21 protein-coding genes are annotated in these 23,421 nt (G+C 73.4%); 10 read left to right on the top strand and 11 right to left on the bottom strand.

Annotated elements, in window-relative coordinates; all coding sequences use genetic code 11:
* Positions 1 to 66 precede the first annotated feature (66 nt).
* Positions 67 to 828, top strand: a complete 762-nt coding sequence (locus tag ACGFZP_RS05800; RefSeq protein ID WP_392928981.1) for a hypothetical protein — start codon at positions 67 to 69, stop codon at positions 826 to 828.
* A 169-nt stretch (positions 829 to 997) separates the two neighbouring features.
* Here the strand turns inward: ACGFZP_RS05800 and dapC are convergent, their stop codons facing one another.
* Positions 998 to 2,158 (bottom strand): succinyldiaminopimelate transaminase, encoded by a 1,161-nt coding sequence (dapC, locus tag ACGFZP_RS05795; RefSeq protein WP_392928979.1) that lies wholly within the window; start codon positions 2,156 to 2,158, stop codon positions 998 to 1,000.
* Positions 2,159 to 2,181: 23 nt separating this feature from the next.
* Positions 2,182 to 2,511 carry a ferredoxin gene (gene fdxA / locus ACGFZP_RS05790; protein WP_329489462.1) on the bottom strand — a complete coding sequence of 110 codons (330 nt, stop codon included), beginning with the start codon at positions 2,509 to 2,511 and terminating at the stop codon, positions 2,182 to 2,184.
* A 227-nt stretch (positions 2,512 to 2,738) separates the two neighbouring features.
* On the opposite strand from fdxA, the gene ACGFZP_RS05785 reads away from it, so the two are divergent.
* A complete protein-coding gene (locus tag ACGFZP_RS05785; protein WP_392928977.1) occupies positions 2,739 to 3,656 on the top strand; it encodes a GNAT family N-acetyltransferase in 918 nt (305 codons plus the stop codon).
* Between the two features lie 57 nt (positions 3,657 to 3,713).
* Positions 3,714 to 4,580 (top strand): transglutaminase family protein, encoded by an 867-nt coding sequence (locus ACGFZP_RS05780; RefSeq protein WP_392928976.1) that lies wholly within the window; start codon positions 3,714 to 3,716, stop codon positions 4,578 to 4,580.
* Between the two features lie 38 nt (positions 4,581 to 4,618).
* Here the strand turns inward: ACGFZP_RS05780 and ACGFZP_RS05775 are convergent, their stop codons facing one another.
* A complete protein-coding gene (locus tag ACGFZP_RS05775; RefSeq protein WP_392928974.1) occupies positions 4,619 to 5,254 on the bottom strand; it encodes a response regulator transcription factor in 636 nt (211 codons plus the stop codon).
* 184 nt (positions 5,255 to 5,438) lie between these two features.
* Between ACGFZP_RS05775 and ACGFZP_RS05770 the strand changes: the two genes are divergently transcribed.
* Complete coding sequence (locus tag ACGFZP_RS05770) at positions 5,439 to 5,930, top strand: cupin domain-containing protein (RefSeq protein ID WP_392928972.1); 492 nt, start codon at positions 5,439 to 5,441, stop codon at positions 5,928 to 5,930.
* Positions 5,931 to 6,327: 397 nt separating this feature from the next.
* A complete protein-coding gene (gene fabV, locus ACGFZP_RS05765) occupies positions 6,328 to 7,533 on the top strand; it encodes an enoyl-[acyl-carrier-protein] reductase FabV (protein WP_392928970.1) in 1,206 nt (401 codons plus the stop codon).
* Positions 7,534 to 7,632: 99 nt separating this feature from the next.
* Here the strand turns inward: fabV and ACGFZP_RS05760 are convergent, their stop codons facing one another.
* The 4 genes from ACGFZP_RS05760 to ACGFZP_RS05745 form a co-directional block, all read right to left on the bottom strand.
* Positions 7,633 to 8,874 (bottom strand): sensor histidine kinase, encoded by a 1,242-nt coding sequence (locus ACGFZP_RS05760; RefSeq protein WP_392928968.1) that lies wholly within the window; start codon positions 8,872 to 8,874, stop codon positions 7,633 to 7,635.
* Positions 8,875 to 8,882: 8 nt separating this feature from the next.
* Positions 8,883 to 9,605, bottom strand: coding sequence for an ABC transporter permease (locus ACGFZP_RS05755; RefSeq protein WP_392928967.1), 723 nt, complete (start codon positions 9,603 to 9,605; stop codon positions 8,883 to 8,885).
* Positions 9,602 to 10,558 carry an ABC transporter ATP-binding protein gene (locus tag ACGFZP_RS05750; RefSeq protein ID WP_392928965.1) on the bottom strand — a complete coding sequence of 319 codons (957 nt, stop codon included), beginning with the start codon at positions 10,556 to 10,558 and terminating at the stop codon, positions 9,602 to 9,604. The genes ACGFZP_RS05755 and ACGFZP_RS05750 overlap by 4 nt, the downstream gene beginning before the upstream one ends.
* Positions 10,559 to 10,745: 187 nt before the next feature.
* Positions 10,746 to 12,926, bottom strand: a complete 2,181-nt coding sequence (locus ACGFZP_RS05745; RefSeq protein ID WP_392928963.1) for a prolyl oligopeptidase family serine peptidase — start codon at positions 12,924 to 12,926, stop codon at positions 10,746 to 10,748.
* Positions 12,927 to 13,240: 314 nt separating this feature from the next.
* Here ACGFZP_RS05745 and ACGFZP_RS05740 point away from each other — a divergent pair, with 314 nt between their 5' ends.
* The 5 genes from ACGFZP_RS05740 (at position 13,241) to ACGFZP_RS05720 (ending at position 19,278) form a co-directional block, all read left to right on the top strand.
* Positions 13,241 to 13,435 (top strand): DUF2304 family protein, encoded by a 195-nt coding sequence (locus ACGFZP_RS05740; RefSeq protein WP_030307746.1) that lies wholly within the window; start codon positions 13,241 to 13,243, stop codon positions 13,433 to 13,435.
* A 30-nt stretch (positions 13,436 to 13,465) separates the two neighbouring features.
* Positions 13,466 to 14,419: an N-acetyl-1-D-myo-inositol-2-amino-2-deoxy-alpha-D-glucopyranoside deacetylase gene (gene mshB, locus ACGFZP_RS05735; RefSeq protein ID WP_392928960.1), complete on the top strand. Its 954-nt coding sequence runs from the start codon at positions 13,466 to 13,468 to the stop codon at positions 14,417 to 14,419.
* Entirely contained in the window at positions 14,416 to 14,877 is a 462-nt protein-coding gene (locus tag ACGFZP_RS05730; RefSeq protein ID WP_392928958.1) for a DUF6113 family protein, read from the top strand. Before mshB ends, ACGFZP_RS05730 begins: the two co-directional genes overlap by 4 nt.
* Positions 14,878 to 15,129: 252 nt before the next feature.
* A complete protein-coding gene (locus tag ACGFZP_RS05725; RefSeq protein WP_392928956.1) occupies positions 15,130 to 17,400 on the top strand; it encodes a hypothetical protein in 2,271 nt (756 codons plus the stop codon).
* Positions 17,401 to 17,529: 129 nt separating this feature from the next.
* Entirely contained in the window at positions 17,530 to 19,278 is a 1,749-nt protein-coding gene (locus tag ACGFZP_RS05720; protein WP_392928954.1) for an ABC transporter family substrate-binding protein, read from the top strand.
* Between the two features lie 53 nt (positions 19,279 to 19,331).
* Here ACGFZP_RS05720 and ACGFZP_RS05715 read toward each other — a convergent pair whose 3' ends face one another.
* From ACGFZP_RS05715 to ACGFZP_RS05700, 4 genes are read right to left on the bottom strand one after another with little or no spacing between them, the layout of a single operon-like run.
* Positions 19,332 to 20,351: an ABC transporter ATP-binding protein gene (locus ACGFZP_RS05715; protein ID WP_392928953.1), complete on the bottom strand. Its 1,020-nt coding sequence runs from the start codon at positions 20,349 to 20,351 to the stop codon at positions 19,332 to 19,334.
* Entirely contained in the window at positions 20,344 to 21,432 is a 1,089-nt protein-coding gene (locus ACGFZP_RS05710; RefSeq protein ID WP_392928950.1) for an ABC transporter ATP-binding protein, read from the bottom strand. Before ACGFZP_RS05710 ends, ACGFZP_RS05715 begins: the two co-directional genes overlap by 8 nt.
* A gap of 15 nt (positions 21,433 to 21,447) precedes the next feature.
* Positions 21,448 to 22,431, bottom strand: coding sequence for an ABC transporter permease (locus ACGFZP_RS05705; RefSeq protein ID WP_392928947.1), 984 nt, complete (start codon positions 22,429 to 22,431; stop codon positions 21,448 to 21,450).
* Positions 22,424 to 23,368 (bottom strand): ABC transporter permease, encoded by a 945-nt coding sequence (locus tag ACGFZP_RS05700; RefSeq protein WP_392928945.1) that lies wholly within the window; start codon positions 23,366 to 23,368, stop codon positions 22,424 to 22,426. Before ACGFZP_RS05700 ends, ACGFZP_RS05705 begins: the two co-directional genes overlap by 8 nt.
* Between the last annotated feature and the right edge of the window lie 53 nt (positions 23,369 to 23,421).

The raw sequence follows: 23,421 nt of genomic DNA, 5'->3' as shown, positions 1-23,421 counted from the left end.
CTGAAGCGGTAGTGACGTTGTCCGCCCTAGCGGACGGGACGGACCCAGACCCTTTCGAGGAGCCCCATGTCTCACCCCCTCACGCGCCGGATCGCCCAGGCCGCGCTGCTCGTGGCGGCCGGCGCGACCCCGCTGGTCGCGGCCGGCTCCGCGTCCGCAGCCGACGCGCTGGTGCCCAGGTCCGACCTGGCCGCGCCGCTGGGCCAGCTGACCAACACCGACGCGGGTTCCACCCTGCAGCACACCACCCACGAGCTGGGCCAGGCCGCCGGGGACACCGGCGCCGCCACCGTCGCCGCGGGCGTTCCCGCCACCGCCGACGCCACCGGCAACATCGTCGCCCACCAGCTCCCCGAGGCGAACGAGAAGGCCGGTTCGCTGACCGCCCCGGTCGACAAGACCGCCGCCACCACCGGCCAGCTCTCCGCCATCACCCCGAAGGTCGCGGCCGCCCTGGCGGGCAAGGTCGGCGACGCGGTCACCGGCCACGGTGCCGCGGGCCGCAGCGCCGGCGCCGGTGCCAACCCGGTGGGCGGGCTCTCACAGGCCACCGAGAGCCTCCCCGGCGGCGGTGCGCTGGCCGGCGCCGTCCCCGGCACCAACGCCGTCACGGACGCCCTGCCGCTCGGCTCGGTGACCCGCGCGCTGCCGGCGGGCCTGCCCGCCGGGCTGCCCGGCGCCGACGTCCTGGGCCTGGCCGAGCACGGTTCGGCCAACCGCCTCGGCGGCGCCGACCTCGGCCCGAACTCCCCGCTGGCCGGCCTCAGCCCGATCACCGGCCTGCTCGGCGGCATCGGCGGCGGCGGTCTCGGCGGCCTCCCGCTCTAGGCCCCGACCGGCCAGGGCTCAAGCCCACCCCGCGGCCGGGGCGACCCGGCGGCGTGCGGACGGCTGACGGGCCGTGCGGTACGGGCCCGCGCGGGGGCCCGCACCGCGGACCCACAACGAAGGGGGCCGGTGTCCAGTACTGGACACCGGCCCCCTTCCCGTGTGCGGCTCAGCCGCGCAGCCGCTCCACGGCCGCCGCGACCCGCTCGTCCGTCGCGGTGAACGCGACCCGGACGAAGCGCTCGCCGGCCGGCCCGTAGAAGTCACCGGGCGCCACCAGGATGCCCAGGGCGGCCAGTTCGGCCACCGTCTCCCAGCACGGCCGGTCCTGGGTCACCCACAGGTACAGGCTCGCCTCCGAGTGCTCCACCCGGAAGCCGTACGCCTCCAGCGCGGCCCGCAGCGCCGAACGCCGGGCCGCGTAGCGCCCGCGCTGCTCGGCCACGTGCGCGTCGTCCGCGAGCGCCGCGATGGTCGCCGCCTGGACGGGGGCCGGCACGATCATGCCGCCGTGCTTGCGCACCTCCAGGAGCTCCCTGACCACCACCGGGTCGCCCGCCACGAAGGAGGCGCGGTAGCCGGCCAGGTTGGAGCGCTTGGAGAGCGAGTGGACCGCCAGCAGGCCCTCGTGCTGCCGGCCCTGCTCGTCGGCGCCGCAGACGTCCGGGTGCAGCACGGAGACCGGGTCGGCCTCCCAGCCCAGCTCCAGGTAGCACTCGTCGCTGACCAGCAGCACCCGGTGCTCGCGGGCCCAGGCGACCGTGCGGCGCAGTTCGTCCCTGCCGAGCACCCGGCCGGTCGGGTTGGACGGCGAGTTCACCCAGAGCAGGCGTACCCGCGAGCCGTCCAGCTCGTCCACCGAGTCGTACTCGACCGGCTCGGCGCCGCACAGCCGCGCGCCCACCTCGTAGGTCGGGTAGGCCAGCCGCGGGTAGGCGACCTGGTCGCCGGGGCCGAGGCCGAGCTGGGTCGGCAGCCAGGCCACCAGCTCCTTGGAGCCGACGGTCGGCAGGACGGCCTGCGGGCCGATCTCGGCGCCGACCCGGCGGTTCAGCCACCCGGCGACCGCCTCGCGCAGCTCCACCGGGCCCCAGACCGTCGGGTAGCCGGGCGTGTCCGTGGCGGCGGCCAGCGCCTTCTGGATCACCTCGGGGACCGGGTCGACCGGCGTGCCCACCGAGAAGTCGCAGAGCCCGCCGGGGTGGGCGAGCGCGGTCTGCTTGTACGGCTCCAGCTTGTCCCAGGGGAAGACCGGCAGGAGGTCGGAAACGCGGCGCGCCGCCCCCGGGTGGCCCGGGAACGGCGCGTGCGTGCTGTCGTTGGTGCTCACAGCTTCAGTTGCCACCGATCGATTCAGTGCTCGTCGGTGTTCTGCGGCGGCAGAGCGGCGATGAACGGGTGGTCCCGCTCGATCAGCCCGAGCTTCGAGGCACCACCGGGCGAACCGAGGTCGTCGAAGAACTCGACGTTCGCCTTGTAGTAGTCCTTCCACTCCTCCGGCGTGTCGTCCTCGTAGAAGATCGCCTCGACCGGGCAGACCGGCTCGCAAGCGCCACAGTCGACACACTCATCCGGGTGGATGTAGAGCGATCGCTCGCCCTCGTAGATGCAGTCAACCGGGCACTCTTCGATGCAGGCCTTGTCCTTGACGTCGACACAAGGCTGCGCGATGACGTAGGTCACGCTGTCGTTCCTCCTCGGAAGGGCTCGGCGGCCCATTCTGTTTTGCTCGCGTGCGCGGGTGAGCGCGGCGTCGTCGATGCCCGCCCCTAGTATCGCGGGTCAGGGAGCGCAAATGCACAGGAGGTGCCCAGATGGCGGCTGACGGTCCGGTTCAGGACCGTCCGGAGGTCCGGATAGATCGCTCTGACGTGGGACGACGCGTCTCCGTTCGACGACTGACGGAGTTCGTGGACGACAGGCCGGTGTTCCGCGATGCGATCGGCGTGCTCACATCGTGGGACGATCATGGGCTGACGGTCGTCCCGCGGAGCGGCGATCCGGTCGCGTTCGAGGAGAAACTGCTGGTCGCGGGCAAGGCGGTGCCGCTCTTCCCGGCCCGGCGGGCGGCGCTGCCCGAGGCCTCGCCGGCGGAGCTCCAGCGGATCGCGGCGCGCAGTTGGTCGGCCGTCGAGCAGGAGCCGCTGGGCGCGTGGACGCTGCGCGCCTCGGCCGGGTTCACCCGGCGGGCCAACTCCGTCCAGACCCTCGGCGAGCCGGGGCTGCCGCTGGACGAGGCGCTCGCGGCGGTCCGGGCCTGGTACGCGGCGCGCGGGCTGCCCGCCTGGGTGGAGGTGTGCACGCCCGGCTCGCCGCAGGAGCTGCGGGCCGAGCCGGGCCGGCTGGGGGCGGCGCACTCGCCCACCCTGGTGCAGGTCGCGCCGCTCGCTCCGCTGGCGCGGTCCGGGGCGGGGCACGACCGGGTACGGCTGTCCCGTACCGCCGGCCCGGAGTGGATGTCGCTGTACCGGCAGGTCTCGGACGACCCGGCGGTGGAGGAGGCCGCCCGCCGGCTGCTCCACGGCGGGCCCTCCGTCTGGTTCGCCACCGTGCCCGGCGCCGCGGGGCAGCCGCCGCTGGCGATCGGGCGCTGTGTCATCGACGGCCCGTGGGCCTGCTTCGGCGCGGTCGAGGTCGCCCCGCACGCCCGCCGCGCGGGCCTGGCCACCACGCTGATGGCGGTGCTCGCCGCCCGGTCCGCCGAGGAGGGCGCCACCGGCGCCTACCTGCAGGTCGAGGCCGACAACGATGGTGCGATCGCGCTCTATGACGGACTTGGCTTCACGACCAGTCACACTTACCACTACGCCCGCCTTCCGCAGGAGTAGCGCACCCCGCGCGAGCAGTCCCGACCCGCCGTTCCCACGAAAGCCGTCGCAGCCACCGTGACCGAGCAGAGCAGAGCACGCTTCCGGACCGAGGCCCGGGCCGAGCACCCCGATCCGGTGCTGCTCTGCCTGCTCGCGGCCGCGGAGCACAGCCCCGTCCTGGACGACGCCGAGGAACCGCCGACCCTGGAGGCGCTGCTCGCCGCCTGTCACGCCGCGCTGGACCGGCACGCCGCCGCCGTCCGGCTGGCGGTCGCCGAGCGGGCCCCGGCCGGGCCGGAGGAGACGGCCGCACTGCTGGCCGCCGTGCTCGGCGGGCGCGAGCGCTTCCACGGGCGGCAGTCCGACTACCGGCGGCTGGAGTCCTCGCTGCTGCCGGACGTGCTGCGGCGGCGGCGCGGGCTGCCGATCATGCTGTCGCTGGTGTGGATGGCGGTCGCCGCCCGCGCCGGCCTCACCGTCCACGGCCTCGCCCTGCCGGGCCACTTCATCGTCGCCGTCGGCGGCCCGGAGGGCGGCGACGACTACGTGCTGGCGGACCCGTTCCACGGCGGCCGGCTGCTCGACCCGGAGGCCGCGGACGAGCTGGTCCGCGCCACCGGACACGAGTTCACGCCCGAACTGCTCACGCCCGCCCAGCCGCTGGACATCGTGCTGCGGGTCCTCGGCAACATCCGCAGCTGGGCCGCGGACCGCCCGGAGCACGCCCGCACCCAGCTCTGGGCCACCGAGCTGGCGCTGCTGCTGCCCCGCCACCCGGCCCAACTGCGGCTGGAGCGGGCCGAGTTGCTGGTCCGCACCGGCGACTTCCTCGGCGGCTCGACCGAGATGGACTCCTACGCGGAGATCCTGGACGCCTTCGACCCGGACGCGGCGGCCCGGGTGCGGCTGGACGCCCGGGCGGCCCGGCACCGGCTGAACTGAGCCCCGGGGGGCGGGCTGCGAGGTGCCCGGCGGAGGGGCTACAACCAGCCCTTCTCACGGGCGATCCGGACCGCCTCGGTGCGGTTGCGGGCCTCGGTCTTCTGGATCGCCATCGAGAGGTAGTTGCGCACCGTCCCCTCGGAGAGGTGCAGCCGCTTGGCGATGTCCGCGTTCACCGCCCCGTCCGACGCGGCCGCCAGCACGTCCCGCTCACGGGCCGTCAGCGGGTTCGCCCCCTCGGCGAGCGCGGCGGCGGCCAGCGCCGGGTCGATCACCCGCTCCCCGCGCAGCACCCGGCGGATCGCCTCGGCCAGCTCGGAGGCCGGCGCGTCCTTCACCAGGAAGGCGTCCGCGCCCGCCTCCATCGCCCGCCGCAGGTAGCCGGGCCGCCCGAAAGTTGTCGCGATCACCACCCTGGTCTGCGGCCGGGCCTTGCGCAGCAGCGCCGCCGCCTCGAGCCCGGTCATCCCTGGCATCTCGATGTCCAGCACCGCGACCTGCACGTCGTGGGCGGTCGCCGCCGCCACCACCTCGTCGCCCCGGCCCACCTGGGCGACGACGTCGATGTCCCCCTCCAGTCCGAGCAGCGCCGCCAGCGCCTCCCGGACCATCCCCTGGTCCTCCGCGAGCAGCACGCGGACGGACGGGGCCCCACCGTTCTGAATCTCACTCATACCGTCGACCCTAGAGCCTGTCCGGCCCCGGACGACCCCTGGCCCCGGCCCCCGAACGGGGCAGGCGGGCCCCGGAATTGACCCGTGTTTCCTGCTCGGAATTGCACTGCCACCGCGGTCTTTGGCTTCGTAGAGTAGTGATCACAAGGACGGCGAACAGCCCCGGAAAGCATCGGAGACCACCATGAACAAGCACACCGACTTCGCCCCGCTCCTCACCCGGGCCGCCGAGGCCGAGACCACGAGCGACCCCAGCAGCGTGATGACCCTCCTCGCCGACTCGGACACCACCGGCGGCCTGCTGACCAGCTACCGCTCCACCTTCGCCGAGGGTGCGGTCGGCGCACCGGCGCACTTCCACACCCGCGCCGCCGAGCTCTTCTTCGTCATCGACGGCTCGCTGCGGGTCCTGGTCAACGAGGAGGTCACGGTGCTGAACAGCGGGGACTTCCTGCTGGTGCCGCCGAACACCCCGCACGCCTTCGCCGCCGCCACCGGCTCGACGGCCGACGTGCTGTTCGTCTTCACCCCGGGCATGGCGCGCTTCGACTACCTGCGGCTGCTGGGCCGGGTCATGCGCGGCGAGGCGAGCCCGCAGGAGATCAAGGACTCCTCCGAGCAGTACGACAACCACTACGTGGACAGCCCGGCCTGGCGCGCCGAGCTGGCCTCCTGACCGACCGTCCGGCCCATGGGAGCCCCACCCCCCTGGTCCACCGAGGCCCTGCGGACGGCGGCGCAGGGGCCTCGGAGCGCCCCGACGACCGGTCAGACCCCTGACCGGACCGGCGGCGTGGCGCGACCGGTTGGAACACCGACAAGAATCCGCGGCCACTTCTAGTGAAGATCACCATCGCCGGTCGGGCCGCGTCCGCTGAGGATGATGGACAGGGCCCGTCCGCGGCGCGACCCGGGGCATGGACCGCCTCGCCCGGTCACCGCCCCGGAGGGCGCCTTCGACACCGTCGTACCCCAGGAGGCCACCGGCCGGCTGGACCCGTCGACGAGGTCCGTCGCCGCGTGGAAGCCGCGCTGCCGCGGCGGCCTCGTCCCCGTACCCGAAGGACCCACGAGTGAGCCTCCGCGAGATCAAGCCCGGCAACCACGGCTACCTCTACGTCAACAGCCACCCGACCGGCTGCCGCGCGGTGGTCGACCGCATGTGGCAGCAGGCCCCGGAGCCGGCCGGCGACCGGCCGGGCCCGGTCGCCCTCGTCATCGGCTCCAGCGCCGGCTACGGGCTGGCCGCGACCCTGGTCGGCCTGCGCGCCCACCGGATGCGCGGACTCGGCATCGCCTTCGAGTCCGCCCCGACCGAGCGCCGCACCGCCGGGGCGGGCTGGTACCGCACCGCGCGGACCGCCGAACTCGCCGCCGAGGCCGGCTCCGACTTCACCTTCATCAACGGCGACGCCTTCTCCGACAGCGTCAAGGAGGAGGCCCTCGACCGGCTCGCCGCCGGCTTCGGCAAGGTCGACGTGCTCGTCTACAGCATCGCGGCCCCGCGTCGCAAGGACCCGCTGACCGGCGAGATCCACCGCTCCGCCATCAGGCCGCTCGGCACCGACTACCGGGCCAAGACCCTCGTCTTCAAGGAGGGCGTCCCGCAGATCGGCGAGTTGCACCTGCCGGTCGCGGACGAGGCCGAGCGGGAGGCGACCGTACAGGTCCTGGGCGGCGCCGACTGGCAGCTGTGGATCGACGCTCTGGAGTCCAGGGGCCTGCTCGCGGACGGGTTCCGGACCGTCGCCCTCTCGTACGTCGGGTCCGACATCACCTCCCCGATCTACCGGGCCGGCACCATCGGCGCCGCCAAGCAGGACCTGGAGGACACCGCCCGCGCCATCAACACCCGGCTCAAGGGCACCGGTGACGCCTACACCGTCGTCGCGGGCGCGGCCGTCACCCAGGCCTCCACCGCCATTCCGAGCATCGCGCTCTACATCAGCATGCTCCACCGCATCGCCGGTGACGCCTGGCAGGGCACCTCCGACCAGGCGGTGGCCCTGTGGGACCAGCTCGTCGGCAACGCCGAACTCGAGCTGGACGACGAGGGCCGGATCCGGCTGGACGGCTGGGAGATGGACGCCGACCTGCAGGCCGCCGTCCGCACCGCCTGGGACCGGATCGACACCGACACCCTGGCCGCCAGTGCGGACACCGAGTGGTTCCGCGAGCAGGTCGGCCAGATCTACGGCTGGGACGTCCCGGGCGTCGACTACGAGGCCGCGGTCGAGACCACCGTCCCGTGGCCCGGCTCGCCGTCGACCGACGCCTGACCCGGGGACGCCTGGCCTGACGTCCCCTGATCGGGGACGCCTGGTCGGGAACGCCTGATCGGGGACGCCTGATCGGGGACGCCGGCGGACCGGGCCCGGTCAGACCACCGGGCTGGAGACCGTCCGCAGCGGCACCAGCGCGCGCAGCCGGAAGCCCCGCCCGCGCGCGCCGGGCCCGGTCTCCAGCCGCCCGCCGACCAGGGCCAGCCGCTCCTCCAGGCCCGAGAGCCCGTTCCCCGGACCGGACTTGCCCGGCCCGGCACCGTTGTCGGTGATCTCCAGGACGGCGTACCGCTCGCCGTCGCCCTCCCAGGCCTCGTCCGCCGTGACGGTGCAGACCGTGGCGCCCTCGCCGTGCCGGACGATGTTGGTGACGGCCTCGCGCAGCGCCCACGCCAGCGCGCCCGCCTCCTCGTTGGCCAGCGCCGGCCAGGCGTCCACCAGCGTCGGCGAGGCCTCCAGAACGACCTGCGCGGCCGCCAGCGCCGTCCGGGCGGCGGCGAGCTCGACCGGCAGGGTGGGGCGCCGGAAGCCGGTCACCGCCTCCCGGACGTCGATCAGCGACTGCCGGGCCACGTTCTCGATGTCGGCCACCTGCGCGCGCGCCGCCTCGTCCTTGCCGGCGTCCATGAACCGCCCGGCCAGCTCGCTCTTCAGCGTGATCAGCGACAGCGAGTGCCCGAGCAGGTCGTGCAGGTCCCGTGCCATCCGCAACCGCTCCTCGGAGGCGGCGAGGTGGGCGACGGCGGCCCGGGCCTCGCGCAGCTCCTGCATGGTGGCGACCAGCCGCTGCAGACCGGTCATCGCGGCGCCGGACAGGAAGGCGGTCAGCGCGATGGTGGGGATGTCGTCCGGGTCGGCGTGGCTGAGCAGCCCGACCACGACGGCGAAGCCTGCCATCCCGACCACACCGGCGAGTGCGTACCGGACCGGTGTGATGATCGCGACGGATACCGAGGCGTAGGTGAAGAGGGTCAGCCAGGCGGAGCCCAGGCCGAAGGAGGTGGCCACCGCGAGGGCGACCATCGTCGCGACGACCGCGCGGCTGGCCCAGGGCTGCCGCCCCGACATCGAGCGGAAGACCACCAGGCAGACGTAGCTGACCACGAAGGCGACCAGGGAGATCCAGCCCGCCGCCGTGGCGGCCGCGCCGTGCTCGCCACTGAGCAGGTCCTTCACCGGGTAGATCAGGTAGAACATCCACAGCAGCATCCAGCTGATCTTGACCAGCAGCTGCCGCCGGTTGTCCACCGGGGCGCCGGGGACGTTCATGAACGAGGTGCGCCCCGGGCCCGCCTCCGGCTGCTCGTCGGATCGGTGGGCCTGGAGCGTCTCGGACATGGGGGCCATCATGCCTGGCGGGTGTCGCGGCGGTACAGCGCGGCGGCCGCGGCGACGAAGACCACCAGGAAGGCCGCCAGACCCGCCACCGCCGCGGTGTCCACCGACTGCCCGGGCTGGGTGAAGGCGGCCAGCCTGTTGTACAGGTACACCGGGTTGAAGTGCGCGAACCGCTCCATCGTGCCGGTCACCGGGAACCACGTCCCGCCGAACAGCGCCATCACCATGTAGGTGATCATCACGATGGTCTGCACCGAGTCCGGCGCCGCCGCGTACCCGAGCGCCACCCCGAGCGCCGCGAACACGAAGCTGCCCAGCCAGAGCGCGGCCGCCAGGCCTACCCACTGCGCGGTGCCCAGCTCCACGCCCTGGCTCGCGCCGACCGCGAAGACCACCAGGATCGAGGGCAGGGTGGTCACCGAGCTGGCGGCGATCTTGGCCACGGTGTACGCCCGGCCGGGCAGGGCGGTCAGCCGCAGCTGGCGCACCCAGCCGCTCTTGCGCTCCAGCGAGATGCGCTGCGCGCTGCCGGTGAGCACCGCGCCGACCGCGCCGAAGGTGGCCATCGAGACCATGAAGTAGGTCTTCACCGGCAGGCCGCCGGCCACCGATCCGGAGCCGTAGGCGTTGATGAAGAAGAAGTACATCAGCGCCGGGTAGAGCACCGAGAAGAGCAGGTACCTGCGGTTGCGCAGGGTGCGCATGATCTCCAGTCGGATCAGGGTGGTCATCGCGCGGCCTCCGTCGCGAACTCGTCGGTGTCGGCGGCGTCCTGCTCGCCGGTGATGGTCAGGAAGGCCTGCTCCAGGCCCAGGCCGGTGACCTCCAGCCCGCGCGGGTACAGGCCCGCCCGGTAGAGCCCGGCGACGCCCGCGTCGGCGTCCGCGGTCCGGATCCGGACCGTCCGCACCCCCGGCACCCGGGCGGTGACGTCCAGCGACAGCACCCCGGGCAGCGCGCGCAGCTTCGACACGTCGAACCCGCCGTCCGCGTCGTGCAGTTCGAAGGTGATCCGGCGGGCCCCGGCCTTCGCCTTGATCTCGGCCGACGTGCCGTCGGCGATCAGCCGGCCGCGGTGCAGGACCAGGACCCGGTCGGCGATCGAGTCCGCCTCCTCCAGGTAGTGGGTGGCGAACAGCACCGTGCGCCCGGAGTCGGCCTGCGCCCGCATGCTCGCCCAGAACGCCTGGCGGACGGAGACGTCCATCCCGGTGGTGGGCTCGTCCAGGACGATCAGGTCGTTGGCGCCGGCGATGGCCAGCGCGAAGCGGACCCGCTGCTCCTGGCCGCCGGAGAGCCGGTCGACCCGGCGCTCGGCCAGCTCGGCGATCCCGGCGTCGGCCAGCACCTCGCCGACGGCCCGGCCGCGGGGGTGCACGTCGCAGGCCAGCCCGACCAGCTCGCGGACTTTGACGTCGGCCATCAGGCCGCCGCTCTGCAGCATCGCGCCGACCCGGCCGGCCGCGATGGCCGCGCGCGGGCTGCCGCCGAACAGCTCGACGCTGCCGGTGTCGGGCTCGCGCAGCCCGAGCAGCAGGTCCAGGCTGCTGGACTTGCCGGCCCCGTTGGGCCCGAGCAGGGCGACGGTCTCGCCCTGCCGCAGGACCAGGTCCAGGCCGTCCACGGCCCGCACCCGCCCGTAGCTCTTGCCGACGCCCCGGAACGCCGCCACCTCTGTCGTCATCGCCCTGGTCCTCTCCCCTGGTGCCGTCGTTCGCACCAACCCAGAGTCCCGCGCGGGCCGCCGGCGGCGGCAGTGCCCGCCGTCGTGCCTTCGGCATGACGGATGTCACGGCCGCGGCCGGTACCCGGATCACCGGGCACCGGCCGCGGATGGCTGGTCAGGGCCCCACCGGGGCCGGACCCGCCGCTCAGATCCCCAGCGAGCGCTTCACGAAGTCGACCTGGAGCAGCAGCAGGTTCTCCGCGACCTCCTCCTGCGGGGTCATGTGCGTGACGCCCGAGAGCGGCAGCACGGTGTGCGGCCGGCCGGCCGCGAGCAGGGCGGAGGAGAGCCGCAGGGTGTGCGCGGCCACCACGTTGTCGTCCGCCAGGCCGTGGATGATCATCAGCGGGCGCTCCAGGCCCGGCGCGTAGCCGGAGAGCGAGTTGGCCGTGTAGACCTCCGGGCGCTCGGCGGGGTGGCCGAGGTAGCGCTCGGTGTAGTGGGTGTCGTACAGCTCCCAGTCGGTCACCGGGGCGCCGGCCACCGCCGCGTGGAAGACGTCCGGGCGGCGCAGCACGGCGAGCGCGGAGAGGTACCCGCCGTAGGACCAGCCGCGGATGGCCACCCGGCCGAGGTCCAGCGGGAACTCCCCGGCGAGCGCCTGGAGCGCGTCCACCTGGTCGTCCAGGGTGGCGCCGGCGAAGTCGAAGGCGATCGACTTCTCCCAGGCCGGTCCGCGCCCGGGGGTGCCGCGCCCGTCGGCGACGATCACCGCGAAGCCCTGGTCGGCGAACCACTGCGAGTTGAGGTGCGGGTTGTGCGCCTGGACGACCCGCTGGCCGTGCGGGCCGCCGTACGGGTCCATCAGGACCGGCAGCAGGCCGTCCCGCTCGCGGTCGTAGCCGGTGGGCAGGAAGACGGCGGAGGGGATGCGCCGCTCCCCCGCGAAGCGGAAGACCGGGCGGGCGGTGATCACCGGGAGCTCGGCGTAGGACTCGATGACGGCGATGTCGTCCACCACCACGCCCTCCGGGAGGTCCCGGGAGACCTTGACCAGGGTGCCCGGCAGGTCCGGCTCGGCGGTGACCCGGACGGTGATCCCGGCCGCGTGCACGGCGGTGCCGACCGAGGTGAACGGCCGGTCGTTGGCGGCCTCCCAGGAGAGCCGCTTGCCGTCGTGGCCGATCCGGCCGACGGCCACCCAGCCGGGCTCGGGGTCCTTCTCCCCGGCGCCGCCGGAGGCGGTGAAGAACACCTCGTCGTCGGTGACCGCGAGGACGGAGCGCAGGTGCAGGTCGGCCCCGGTGACGGCGTGGTCGCCGACCACCAGCGCCCGCACGCCGCCCTCGTCGGAGATCCGCACCAGCCGGCCGTCCGGCGTCCAGGCCGGAACGCCGTGGAAGACCTCCAGCCAGACGTCGTCGTGCTCCTCGAACAGCACCTCGGTGGCGCCGGTCGCCACGTCGACGCCGAGGATCCGCTGGCTGCGCTGGTCGCGGGCCTGGACGAGCAGCAGCGGCACGCCGCCCTTCGACCAGTGCACCCGGGCCAGGTACGGGAAGGCCTCGCGGTCCCAGTCGACCTCGGTCCGGGTGCCGTCCAGGCCGAACACCCAGAGCCCGACCTCGGCGTTGGCGGTGCCGGCCGCGGGGTAGGCGATCTCGGCGGGCTCGCTGCCCGGGTTGGCCGGGTCGGCGATCCACCAGCGGCGCACCGGGGTGTCGTCGGCCCGCTCGACCAGCAGCCGGTCGCTCTCCGGGGACCACCAGTAGCCGCGGTCGCGGCTCATCTCCTCCTGCGCGATGAACTCGGCCTGACCCCACGTCACCCCGGGGCCGTCGGGCTCGGCGAAGGCCCAGTCGGCGGTGCCGTCGGTGCGGGTGAGGCGCAGCTCGCCGGCGGTGTTGGCGTACGCGACGTAGGCGCCGTCCGGGGAGGGACGCGGGTCGAGCAGCGGGCCCTCGGCGGGCAGCTCGACGGCCGTGCCGGCGACCAGGTCGGCGGTGAACAGCCGGCCGGAGAGGGCGAAGGCGGCCAGCCGGCCGGCGCCGTCCAGGGCGTAGCCGACGATGCCGGCCGAGCCCTCGCGGCTGCGCTCGCGGCGGGCCTTCTCGGCCGGGGAGAGGTCCTCCTCGTCGCCGCCGAGCAGGGCGACCGGGTCGGCGGCGATCCGCTCCTCGCCGGTGGCGGTGTCGAGGGTCCAGAGCCGGTTGGCCCGGTCGCCGGCGACGGGGGCCTCCCCGGCCGGCGTCCGGGGGAGGGAGCGCAGGAAGACGACCCGGGATCCGTCGGATGCGACGGAGAAGGACCGGGGCGCGCCGACGGTGTAGCGCAGGGTGCGCGCGTACTGCCTCGGGAAGGTGTCCGCAGGGGTGTGGGAGGTCATGGCACCAGACCCTACGACGTGGGGCTGCCGCCGCCCGGCGGATTGTGATCACTCGTTCGGAGCATCGCCCGGAAGTGTGCACCGAAGGGGTCCACACCCCCTCCGACCGGCCCATGCGCCCCACTGATGCCGCCGTGCCCCGGCGTGTGCAGCCTCACTGAACGTAATGCGCCCCTCACCCATCGGGTATGACTGGTTCAACGAGTGATCGTCAGGCCCCGTCCCGGGCCGCCGACCACCCGGCCGTCTGTCCCGCACGGTCCCGACCGCCGCCCTCCCGAGGGCGGCGCACCCGAGAAGGGGTGTGAGCCGCCATGGCTTTGTCCATCTCCGCAGCCATGCTGATGCTGGTCATCGTGGTGGTGCTGATCCGCCGCTCCGGTCTGAAGCTCGCGCACGCGATCGTCTGCGCGCTGCTGGGCTTCTACCTGGCGTCCAGCTCCATCGCCCCCTCGATCAGCCAGGTCACCAGCAACCTCGCCGGGATGATCAACGGCCTGAAGCTCTGACCCCCGATCCGCGGTCGTTAGGCTGCTCCCATGACCGCGACTACCGGCCGCCGCCTGCTCCTGGTGCACGCGCACCCCGACGACGAGTCGATCGGCAACGGCGCCACGATGGCCCGGTACGCCGCCGAGGGCGCCCGGGTCACCCTGGTGACCTGCACCCTCGGTGAGGGCGGCGAGGTGATCCCGCCCGAGCTGGCGCACCTGACGGCGGATCGGGACGACACCCTCGGCCCGTACCGGATCGGCGAGCTGACCGCGGCCATGCGCGCGGTCGGCGTCGCCGACTTCCGCTTCCTGGGCGGCCCGGGCCGCTACCGCGACTCCGGGATGATGGGCGTCCCCGACAACGACGTGCCGGGCTGCTTCTGGCAGGCCGACGTCGACGAGGCGGCCGGCCACCTGGTCGCCGTGGTCCGCGAGGTGCGGCCGCAGGTCCTGGTCGGCTACGACCCGGACGGCGGCTACGGGCACCCCGACCACATCCAGGCGCACCGGGTCGCGATGCGCGCGTACGAGCTGGCCGCCGACCCCGCCTGGCGGCCCGAGCTGGGACCGGCCTGGCGGATCGCCAAGGTGTACTGGAACCGGATGCCCCGCTCGGTGATCGAGCAGGGCCTGCGCGAGACCGCCGCCAAGGCGCCGTTCCCCGGCGTCGCGGTGCCCGCCGACGTCCCGGGCGTGGTGGACGACAGCGAGATCACCACCGTGCTGGACGGCGCGGCGTACGCCGACCGCAAGGCGGCGGCGATGGCCGCGCACGCCACCCAGATCACCGTGGACGGCGCCTTCTTCGCGCTCTCCAACGACCTCGGCCAGCCGCTGATCGCCACCGAGTACTACCAGCTGGTCCGCGGCCAGGCCGGGCCCCGGCTCCCGGAGGACGACCTCTTCGCGGGCCTGGACGGCACCGACCGCACGGACGGCGGGGACCGCGCGGAAGACCCGGCCGGTACGGACCACACCCCCGAGGAGAGCGCCCGATGACCGAGCCCGCCGACCGCCGACCGCCGCGCCGCTCGATCCCGGCCACCGTCCTCGGCACCCGCGCCGAGCGGCTGGCCGAGTCTCAGCCCCCGCTGGCGGGGCGGATCGTGGCTTATGTCCTGTTCTTCCTGCTGGGTGCGGTGGTGTCGGTCTGCGGAGCCTTTGTGCAGGCCTTGTGGCCGCCCGTGGGAGTCCTGCTGGCGCTCGCCGCCACCGGCGCCACCTTCTACGCGGGCCTGCGGGTGACCGGCACCCGGCTCGGCGCGGGGCTGCCCGCGGCCGGCTGGTTCCTGGCGCTGCTGCTGGTGATGGTCCCGCGGCCGGAGGGCGACAACGTCCTGTGGACCAACGCGACCTCGTACGCCTGGCTGTTCGCGGGCTCGATCCTCGGCGTGATCTGCGCCACCCTGCCCACCCGGACCAGCTGGTTCCCCGGGGTACCCGGCCCGCCGCGCTGACCTGCGGGCCCACAGGCGTACGGTACCGCCCAGCACCCCTGGCACGACGAGCAGTCAGGACCACACGACCGTACTCTCATAACGGAGGAACCGGACGTATCAGGTTCTATTCGAACCAGTTCACCGGTCAGTTCTTCCCAGTATGGTGGTGCCGCAGAACGCCCTAACCCGACCGCCGCCCGCCAGGCCCGGCGCCCATGAACCACGGTCGCGCCCCAACGGCCACGCCCGCGAACCCGGAGCAGAGCAGCATTGAGCAGCCGCGAATCTGACAACGCCCACCCGACGCCTCGGCGGACGGGGCCGGACGCCTACCCGTCGGGCACCCCGCCCTACGGCACACCGGGCTTCCCCGGCGGCGACCGGGCGGGTGCCGGCTCCGCCCAGGGCCCGGCGGCGGGCGGCGAGGACGAGACCCCGAAGACCGAGACCACGCTGACCACCAGGGTCCGGATCAACATCCCCGGCTCGCGCCCGATCCCGCCGGTGGTGGTCCGCAGCACCGTCAAGAACGAGGACGGCCCGGCCGAGGAGGCCCCGCCGGCCGCGCCCGAGCCGGCCGGCCCCCGGCACCGCTCGGCCGCCCCCGCCTCCCCCGTGCTCGGGGTGATGGACGGCGGCGCCCGTACCGCCACGCCGCCGAACCTGCCGCCCGAGTGGCAGATCCCGCCGGCCACCTCGGAGTCCGAGTCCACCGGCGCCTGGTTCCGGCCGCGGCAGAAGAAGGGCTCGTCCGACGGGCCCGCCACCGCCCCCGTCCCGGCCGGTGCCCCCGGCGCGCCCACCGGGTCGGCGGCCCCCGCCGGCGGCGCCGAGGCCCGCCCGAAGGCCGCCCGGCCGAACGGCACCCGGCCCGCCCCGGCGGCCGGCCCCGGCGCGGCCCGCCCGAACGACCGCGCGGTGCCCGCCCCGCGTCCGACCGGCGCGCCCGCCTCGCCGTTCGGCACCGGCCCGGACACCCCGGCGGACGAGGCCGGCGTGTACGAGGACGGCCTCCCGGCGGACCCGTTCGCCGCCGCGGCCCCCGCCGCCGACCCGTTCGGCCCGGGCGCCGGCCGACCGGCCTCCCAGCAGCCCGGCGGCCACCGGTCCGGCCCGCCGCAGGCCTCCGGTCTGCCGACGGGCGCCCGGCCCGGCGCCGCCGACCCCGAGGACACCTCGGTGGACGGCTTCGAGCCGATCCGCGAGAACACGCCGCCGCCCGCCGCCATACCCGGCCTGCCCCAGCACGGCATGCCCCAGCACGGCCTCCCGCAGAACGGCGCCGCGCCGGACGGCCGGTCGCAGCCGGGCCTGTTCGCCGCCGCCCCGGCCGGTGGCGACCCGTTCGCCGCCCAGCGCCCGGCCGGTGGCGACCCGTTCGCCCCCGCGGCTCCCGGCCTGTTCCCCGGCGCCCCCGGTCGACCGGGCGAGCCCTTCGCCCCGGCGGGCGACCCCTTCGACGCCGCGTTCGACGCCGAGCCCGCCCCGGACGCCGGAGGCCCGAACGCCGGAGCACCGGCCCCCGCACCGGCCCCCGCGCCCGCGCCGAAGAAGCCCGCCGCCGCCAAGCCCGCGGCCAAGCGCGGCGGCGCCGGCAAGAAGATCGTCAAGCTCGGCGTCTACGGCATCGGCGGTGTGCTGTTCCTCGGCGCCGCCGCGTACGGCACCGGGCTGATGCTGAACCAGTCCGACATCCCCAAGGGCACCGTGGTGCTCGGCACCGACATCGGCGGCAGCAACCGCGACCAGGCGATCCACCAGCTCGACGAGACGGTCGGCAAGGCCGGCCGGCAGCCGGTCAAGCTGAAGGTCGGCGACCAGGCGCTGGACCTCGACCCGGTCGCCGCCGGGCTGAGCTTCGACACCACCGCCACCGTGGACAACCTCACCCGGCACAGCTACAGCCCGGTCGACGTGATCACCTCGCTGAAGGGCGGCGAGAAGGCCGTCCCGCCGCAGGTCAAGGTGGACCGCGCCAAGCTGAAGGCCGCGCTGGACGCCCTGGCCGGCGGGTCCGGACAGGGCCTCCAGGAGGGCTACGTCAAGTTCAACGAGGCCGGCGAGCCCGTCGTGGTGCCGGGCAAGGCCGGCCAGGCGGTGGACTCCGCCTCCGCCGTCGACCAGGTCGAGCAGGCCTACCGCGACCGCGCCGCGGGCAAGACCGAGCAGCCCGTCGCGCTCACCGTCACGGCCGCCCAGCCCAAGGTCTCCCCGCAGGCCCTGCAGGCCGCCGCGGACAGCCTGGGCAAGGCCGCGGTCAACGGCAACGTGCGCATCATGGCCGGCGTCAAGCGGTGGGACTTCGGCAAGCTCACCGCCCCCAAGGTGCTCACCCTCGTCCCCGACGCCTCCGGCAAGATCGCGCCGAAGTGGGACCTGGAGGCGCTCAACGGCCAGCTCGCCGGCGTCTTCGACAAGGTGAAGGTCAAGAAGAACGGCCAGCCCGCCGCGATCACCCCGCAGGACGTCGCCGACGCCATCACCTCGGTGATGGACAAGTCCGGCGAGAAGGACCGCACCTTCAAGTTCACCGTCGTCTGAGCCGACCCGACGTAGGCGCAGCACCGAGGGGCGGGCCCGGATCCGGGCCCGCCCCTCGACAACTCCTCCCCCCGGTCAGCAAGATGTGACGCCGTACCCTCCGCCACATCCGTACCAGGGAGAACCAGCATGGGCCGCCCCGCGCCGCACCGAACGGCCCTGTCCCACCGATCCGCACCGTCCCGCCGGACGGCCCTGGCGGCCGGCCTCGGCGCCGTCGCGCTGTCCCTGACGCTCTGCGCCTGCGGCACGGCGGGCGGCGGCAGCGGCCAGGCGCTCCCCGGCGTGGCCGAGACGCCCAAGCTCACCGCCGTCGACATCAACCCGCACGACCGCGCCGAGCTGCGCCAGGGCGGCACGCTGAACGTCGCGATCGCCCAGTTCTCCGCCCAGTGGTCGCCGATCCAGGCCGACGGCAGCGAGTCCTCCACCATCAGCGTCACCAAGCCGCTGCTGCCGACCTTCTTCCGCTCCGACGCGGCCGGCACCCAGAGCGTCAACCCGGCCTACCTCCAGGACGCCCGGTCCGAGCTGAAGGACGGCCGCCAGGTGGTCACCTGGACGCTCAACCCGAAGGCCCACTGGTCCGACGGCACCTCGATCACCTGGCGGGACATCGAGGCCAACTGGAAGGCCCTGAACGGCCGGGACGCCGCCTACCGGGCCTCCAGCAACACCGGGTTCGAGCTGGTCTCCTCGGTCGAGCGGGGCAAGGACGACTTCCAGGCCGTGATGACCTTCGAGCGCCCGTTCTCCGAGTGGCAGTCGATGTTCAACGGCGCCGCCAACGCCCCGCTGCTGCCCGCCGCCAAGGTCGCCACCCCGGAGCTGTTCAACACCGCCTACCTGGACGCCATCCCGCTCACCGCGGGCCCGTTCAGGGTCGAGAAGCTGGACCGGGCGAGCCAGACCGTCACGCTGGCCGCCGACCCGGGCTGGTGGGGCGACAAGCCGCTGCTGGACCGGATCGTCTTCCACGCCATGGTCCCCAACACCATGGCCGCGGCCTTCGCCAAGGGCGAGGTCGACTTCTTCAACAACGGCCCGGACGTGGCCGGTTACCAGGTCATCAAGAGCACCAAGGGCGCGGCCGTCCGGCGGGCCGGCGGCCCGGACTTCCGCCAGTTCACGCTGAACGCCAAGAGCCCGGTGCTGACCGACCCGGCCGTCCGCCAGGCCCTGTTCCAGGCGATCAACCGGGACGCCATCACCCGCTCCGACCTCAGCGGTCTGGACTGGCCGACCGTCACCCTCAACAACCACCTGCTGGTGGCCAACCAGAACGCCTACCGGGACAACTCCCTCGGCCTCAGCCGCTTCGACCCGGACGACGCCGTCCACAAGCTGGAGGCGGCCGGCTGGAAGCTCGACGGCGACGTCCGCAAGAAGGACGGCCGGGAGCTGAACCTGCGGATGGTCATCCCCGCCGGTGTCACCCAGGCCCAGAACGAGGCCTCGGTCACCACCCGGATGCTCAAGGACGTCGGCGTCAAGGTCACCACCGTCACCGCCAACGCCAACGAGTTCTTCGACAAGTACGTCAACCGGCGGGACTTCGACATCGCCGCGTACTCGCTCCTCGGTACGCCCTTCCCCGCCTCCGGCAGCCGCGCCAACTTCGTGCTGGGCGGCGGCACCAACCAGGCGCAGGCCGGCAGCACCGCCGTCGACGCCGCCCTCGACCGGGCCTCCGCCGCGACCGACGCGGCCACCGCCTTCGAGGCGATCAACCAGGCCGACGGCGAGCTGTGGAAGGTGGCCGGGGTGCTGCCGCTGTACCAGCGCCCGCAGTTGTACGGCGCCCGCGCGAACCTGGCCAACATCGGCGCCCAGGGCCTGTCCGACATCGTCTGGGAGAACGTCGGCTTCCAGAAGTGAACGGGCCGGGCCCGGAGCGGGTTCGCTCCGGGCCCGGCCGCCGCCGTGCGCGCTCAGCCCGCGCCGATCACGTCCCGCACCTCGGCGAAGTGGCAGGCCGACTCGTGCGCGGCCGGCCCGCTCAGCACGGACGGCACCGCCAGCAGCGGGACCTCGGTGGAGCAGCGCTCCTGCGCCTTCCAGCAGCGGGTGCGGAACCGGCAGCCGGACGGCGGGTTGGCCGGCGAGGGCAGGTCGCCGCTGAGCAGGATGCGCTCGCGCCGCTCCCGCCCGGTCGGGTCCGGTACCGGCACCGCGGACAGCAGCGCCTGGGTGTACGGGTGGGTCGGGTGGACGTAGATCTCGTCCTCCGTGCCGATCTCGACCATCTTGCCGAGGTACATCACCCCGACCCGGTCGGAGATGTGCCGGACGATCGAGAGGTCGTGCGCGATGAACATGTACGACAGCTCGAACTCGCTCTGCAGCTGGTCGAGCAGGTTGATCACCTGCGCCTGGACGGAGACGTCCAGCGCGGAGACCGGCTCGTCGCAGATGATCACCTCCGGCTTGAGCGCCAGCCCCCGGGCGATGCCGATGCGCTGGCGCTGTCCGCCGGAGAACTGGTGCGGGTAGCGGTTGATGTACTCCGGGTTCAGGCCGACGACGTCCAGGAGGTCCTGGACGGCCTTGCGGCGGTCGCCCTTCGGCGCCACCTCGGGGTGGATCTCGAAGGGCTCGCCGATGATGTCGCCGACCGTCATGCGCGGGTTCAGCGAGGTGTACGGGTCCTGGAACACCATCTGGATGTTGCGCCGCACCGCCCGCAGGCCGGCGCCGGAGAGCCGGGTGATCTCCTCGCCCTTGAACAGCACCTGGCCGGCGGTGGCCCGCTCCAGGTTCATCAGCACCTTGGCCAGCGTGGACTTCCCGCAGCCGGACTCGCCCACGATGCCGAGCGTCTCACCCTTGGCCAGCTCGAAGGAGACGCCGTCGACCGCCTTCACCGCGCCGACCTGCTTCTTGAAGACGATGCCCTGGGTCAGCGGGTAGTGCTTGACCAGGTCCTTCACCTCCAGGATGGGCTCAGCCATGGAGGGTCTCCTTCCAGAAGTGGCACGCGCTGCGGCGGCCCGGCAGGTCGGCCCCCTCGGTGTCCAGTACCGGTACCAGCCGCGGGAGTTCGCTCCGGCAGCGGTCCGCCGCCCGGTCGCAGCGCGGGTTGAAGGCGCAGCCCTGCGGGATCCGCAGCAGGCTCGGCGGCAGGCCCTGGATCGCGTAGAGGTTCTGGCCCTTCTGGTCCAGCCGGGGGATCGAGTTGAGCAGGCCCTTGGTGTACGGGTGGGCCGGGCGCGCGTACAGCTCGTGCACCGGGGCCGTCTCGACGATCCGGCCCGCGTACATCACGGCGATCTTGTCCGCGACGTCGGCGACCACGCCGAGGTCGTGGGTGATCAGGATCAGGCCCATGTTGAACTCGGACTGCAGCTCGGCCAGCAGGTCCATCACCTGGGCCTGGACGGTGACGTCCAGGGCCGTGGTGGGCTCGTCGGCGATGATCAGGTCGGGCTCCAGCGCCAGCGCCATCGCGATCATGATGCGCTGGCGCATGCCGCCGGAGAACTGGTGCGGGTAGTCCCCCACCCGCTGCCGGGCGGCGGGGATGCGCACCCGCTCCATCAGCTCGACGGCCTTCTCCTTCGCCTCCTTGCGCGAGGCGCCCTGGTGCACCCGGAACATCTCGCCGAGCTGGTAGCCCACGCTGAGCACCGGGTTGAGCGAGGACAGCGCGTCCTGGAAGATCATCGCGATCTTCCGGCCGCGCACCGCCCGCCGGGCCTTGGGGCTCATGGTCAGCAGGTCCTCGCCGCGGAACCGGATCGATCCGGCGGTGATCTTCCCCGGGGGCATGTCCAGGATGCCCATGATCGCCTGCGCGGTCACCGACTTGCCCGACCCGGACTCCCCCAGCACCGCCAGGGTCTCGCCGGCCGACACCGAGTAGCTCACCCCGTTGACGGCCTTGGCCACGCCGTCCCGGGTGTGGAACTCGATGTGCAGGTCGTCGACCTCCAGCAGCGGCGTGCCGGGCACCAGGCTCTCCCGGCCGCCGACCACCTCCACCGCGGTCCTCCCCGGCACGCCGTCCTTCGACAGCCTTGTCGCGTCACTCATCGTCCGCGGCCTCCCTCAGCGCAGCTTGGGGTCGAGGGCGTCGCGGACCGCGTCGCCGAGCATGATGAACGCCAGCACGGTGATGCTCAGCACGACGGCCGGGAACAGCAGCACATGGGGGGCGTTCAGGAAGCGGGACTGGGCGTCGCTGATCATCAGGCCCCAGGAGATCGCCGGGGACTGGATGCCGATGCCCAGGTAGGAGAGCGCGGCCTCGGCGCCGATGTAGACGCCCAGGTTGATGGTCGACACCACGATCACCGGCGCCACCGCGTTCGGCAGGATGTGCCGGCTGACGATCCGCCGGGTGCCGGCCCCCAGCGCCTTGGCCGCGACCACGTAGTCGTTGTGCTTGTTGGACAGCACCGCCGAGCGCATCAGCCGGTAGATCTGCGGCCAGCCGAGCACGGCCATCACCGCGGAGACCGTCCAGGCGTTGCCGGTCTTCCAGGTGGACATGATCAGCATGCCGCCGAGCAGCAGCGGGATGGCGAAGAAGATCTCGGTGATCCGGGAGAGCACGCTGTCCCAGATCCCGCCGATCCAGCCCGCCCACAGGCCCAGCACCCCGCCGACCGCGACGACCAGCGTGGTGGTCAGGATGCCGACGATGATGGAGTTGCGGGCGCCCCAGACGGTCCGGGTGTAGATGTCGCAGCCCTGGACGTCGAAGCCGAACCAGTGGTCGGCGCTGGGCCGCTTCAGCGAGTCGGACAGGTTGCAGAAGCCGCCCGAGTTCGGGTCCTGGTCGGTGAACAGCTGCGGGGCGACGGCGAGCGCCACCATGAACAGCACCAGCACCCCGCCGATCAGGAACAGCGGGTTGCGCCGCAGGTCGTACCAGGCGTCGGTCCAGAGGCTGGCGACCCGTTCGCTGCCGTCCGCCTTCGCGGCGGCCTGCGCCTCGGCGGCCGGTCCGCTCCCGGCGGAGCCGGAGCCGGGCTGCCCGGGGATCGCGACGGTCAGGTTCTCGCGCTCGCTCTTCGTCGGCTCACTCATAGCGGATCCTCGGGTCCAGGACGGCGTACAGCAGGTCGACCACCAGGTTGGCCAGCAGGTAGACCAGCACCAGGGCGCTCACGATGCCGACCACGATGGTGCGTTCGCGCAGGTAGACGGACTGGAAGAGCTGGTGTCCGACCCCGGGGATGTTGAAGATGCCCTCGGTGATGACCGCACCGCCCATCAGCCCGCCGAGGTCCATGCCCAGGAAGGTGACGATCGGGATCAGCGCGTTGCGCAGGCCGTGCCGGACCACCACCCGGAACGGGCTCAGCCCCTTGGCGACCGCCGTCCGGACGTAGTCCGCCCGCATGACCTCGATCAGGCTGGTCCGGGTGAGCCGGGCGACGTACGCCAGCGAGGTGGAGGCCAGGACGTACGCGGGCAGCAGATAGGACCGGAAGCCCGCCTCCTCGTTGAAGGAGACCGGGAAGAAGTCGATGCCGTAGTCGGTGTTGAGTTTCACCCCGAGGATCAGCTGGAGCACGAAGCCGATCACGAAGACCGGGATCGAGATGACCATCAGGGTGGAGATCAGCACCACGTTGTCGATGAACCGGCCGCGCCGCAGGGCGGCGACCATGCCGGCCGTGACACCCACCGCCATCTCGATGACCAGGGCGGTCAGCGCCAGGTTGATGGTGTACGGGAACGCCGTCTTCATCACGTCCACCACCGCGTTGCCGCGGTAGTCCTCGCCGAAGTCGCCCTTGAACAGGCCGACCAGGTAGTCCCAGTACTGGATGAAGAAGGGGTCGTCCAGGTGGTACCGGTCCCGCAGGACGGCCACCACGGCCGGGTCCTGCCGCTTCTCACCGGCCAGTGCCGTGATGGGATCGCCAGGCAGCAGGAAGACCAGTGCGTAGATAAGGAACGTCGCGCCGAGGATCACAGGTATGGCCTGGATGATCCGGCGGACCACATAGCGGCCCATGCGGCCTCCTCGTGGTTCGGGGCACGCCGGTGACGGGCGGCGCGGGGGTTTCC

It is taken from the genome of Kitasatospora sp. NPDC048239 (genome assembly GCF_043202015.1).
GTDB lineage: Bacteria > Actinomycetota > Actinomycetes > Streptomycetales > Streptomycetaceae > Kitasatospora.
Note: the sequence above shows the minus strand (reverse complement) of the source record. Positions and strands in the feature narration are given on the sequence as shown.

Bases quoted from the DNA above. Each gene is read 5' to 3' on its own strand.
- ACGFZP_RS05770 (WP_392928972.1), top strand. From the start codon at position 5,439: ATGAACAAGCACACCGACTTCGCCCCGCTCCTCACCCGGGCCGCCGAG.
- ACGFZP_RS05760 (WP_392928968.1), bottom strand. From the start codon at position 8,874: ATGTCCGAGACGCTCCAGGCCCACCGATCCGACGAGCAGCCGGAGGCG.
- ACGFZP_RS05740 (WP_030307746.1), top strand. From the start codon at position 13,241: ATGGCTTTGTCCATCTCCGCAGCCATGCTGATGCTGGTCATCGTGGTG.
- ACGFZP_RS05710 (WP_392928950.1), bottom strand. From the start codon at position 21,432: ATGAGTGACGCGACAAGGCTGTCGAAGGACGGCGTGCCGGGGAGGACC.
- ACGFZP_RS05800 (WP_392928981.1), top strand. From the start codon at position 67: ATGTCTCACCCCCTCACGCGCCGGATCGCCCAGGCCGCGCTGCTCGTG.
- ACGFZP_RS05730 (WP_392928958.1), top strand. From the start codon at position 14,416: ATGACCGAGCCCGCCGACCGCCGACCGCCGCGCCGCTCGATCCCGGCC.
- ACGFZP_RS05705 (WP_392928947.1), bottom strand. From the start codon at position 22,431: ATGAGTGAGCCGACGAAGAGCGAGCGCGAGAACCTGACCGTCGCGATC.
- ACGFZP_RS05750 (WP_392928965.1), bottom strand. From the start codon at position 10,558: ATGACGACAGAGGTGGCGGCGTTCCGGGGCGTCGGCAAGAGCTACGGG.
- mshB (WP_392928960.1), top strand. From the start codon at position 13,466: ATGACCGCGACTACCGGCCGCCGCCTGCTCCTGGTGCACGCGCACCCC.
- ACGFZP_RS05745 (WP_392928963.1), bottom strand. From the start codon at position 12,926: ATGACCTCCCACACCCCTGCGGACACCTTCCCGAGGCAGTACGCGCGC.
- ACGFZP_RS05720 (WP_392928954.1), top strand. From the start codon at position 17,530: ATGGGCCGCCCCGCGCCGCACCGAACGGCCCTGTCCCACCGATCCGCA.
- ACGFZP_RS05755 (WP_392928967.1), bottom strand. From the start codon at position 9,605: ATGACCACCCTGATCCGACTGGAGATCATGCGCACCCTGCGCAACCGC.
- ACGFZP_RS05700 (WP_392928945.1), bottom strand. From the start codon at position 23,368: ATGGGCCGCTATGTGGTCCGCCGGATCATCCAGGCCATACCTGTGATC.
- ACGFZP_RS05715 (WP_392928953.1), bottom strand. From the start codon at position 20,351: ATGGCTGAGCCCATCCTGGAGGTGAAGGACCTGGTCAAGCACTACCCG.
- ACGFZP_RS05775 (WP_392928974.1), bottom strand. From the start codon at position 5,254: ATGAGTGAGATTCAGAACGGTGGGGCCCCGTCCGTCCGCGTGCTGCTC.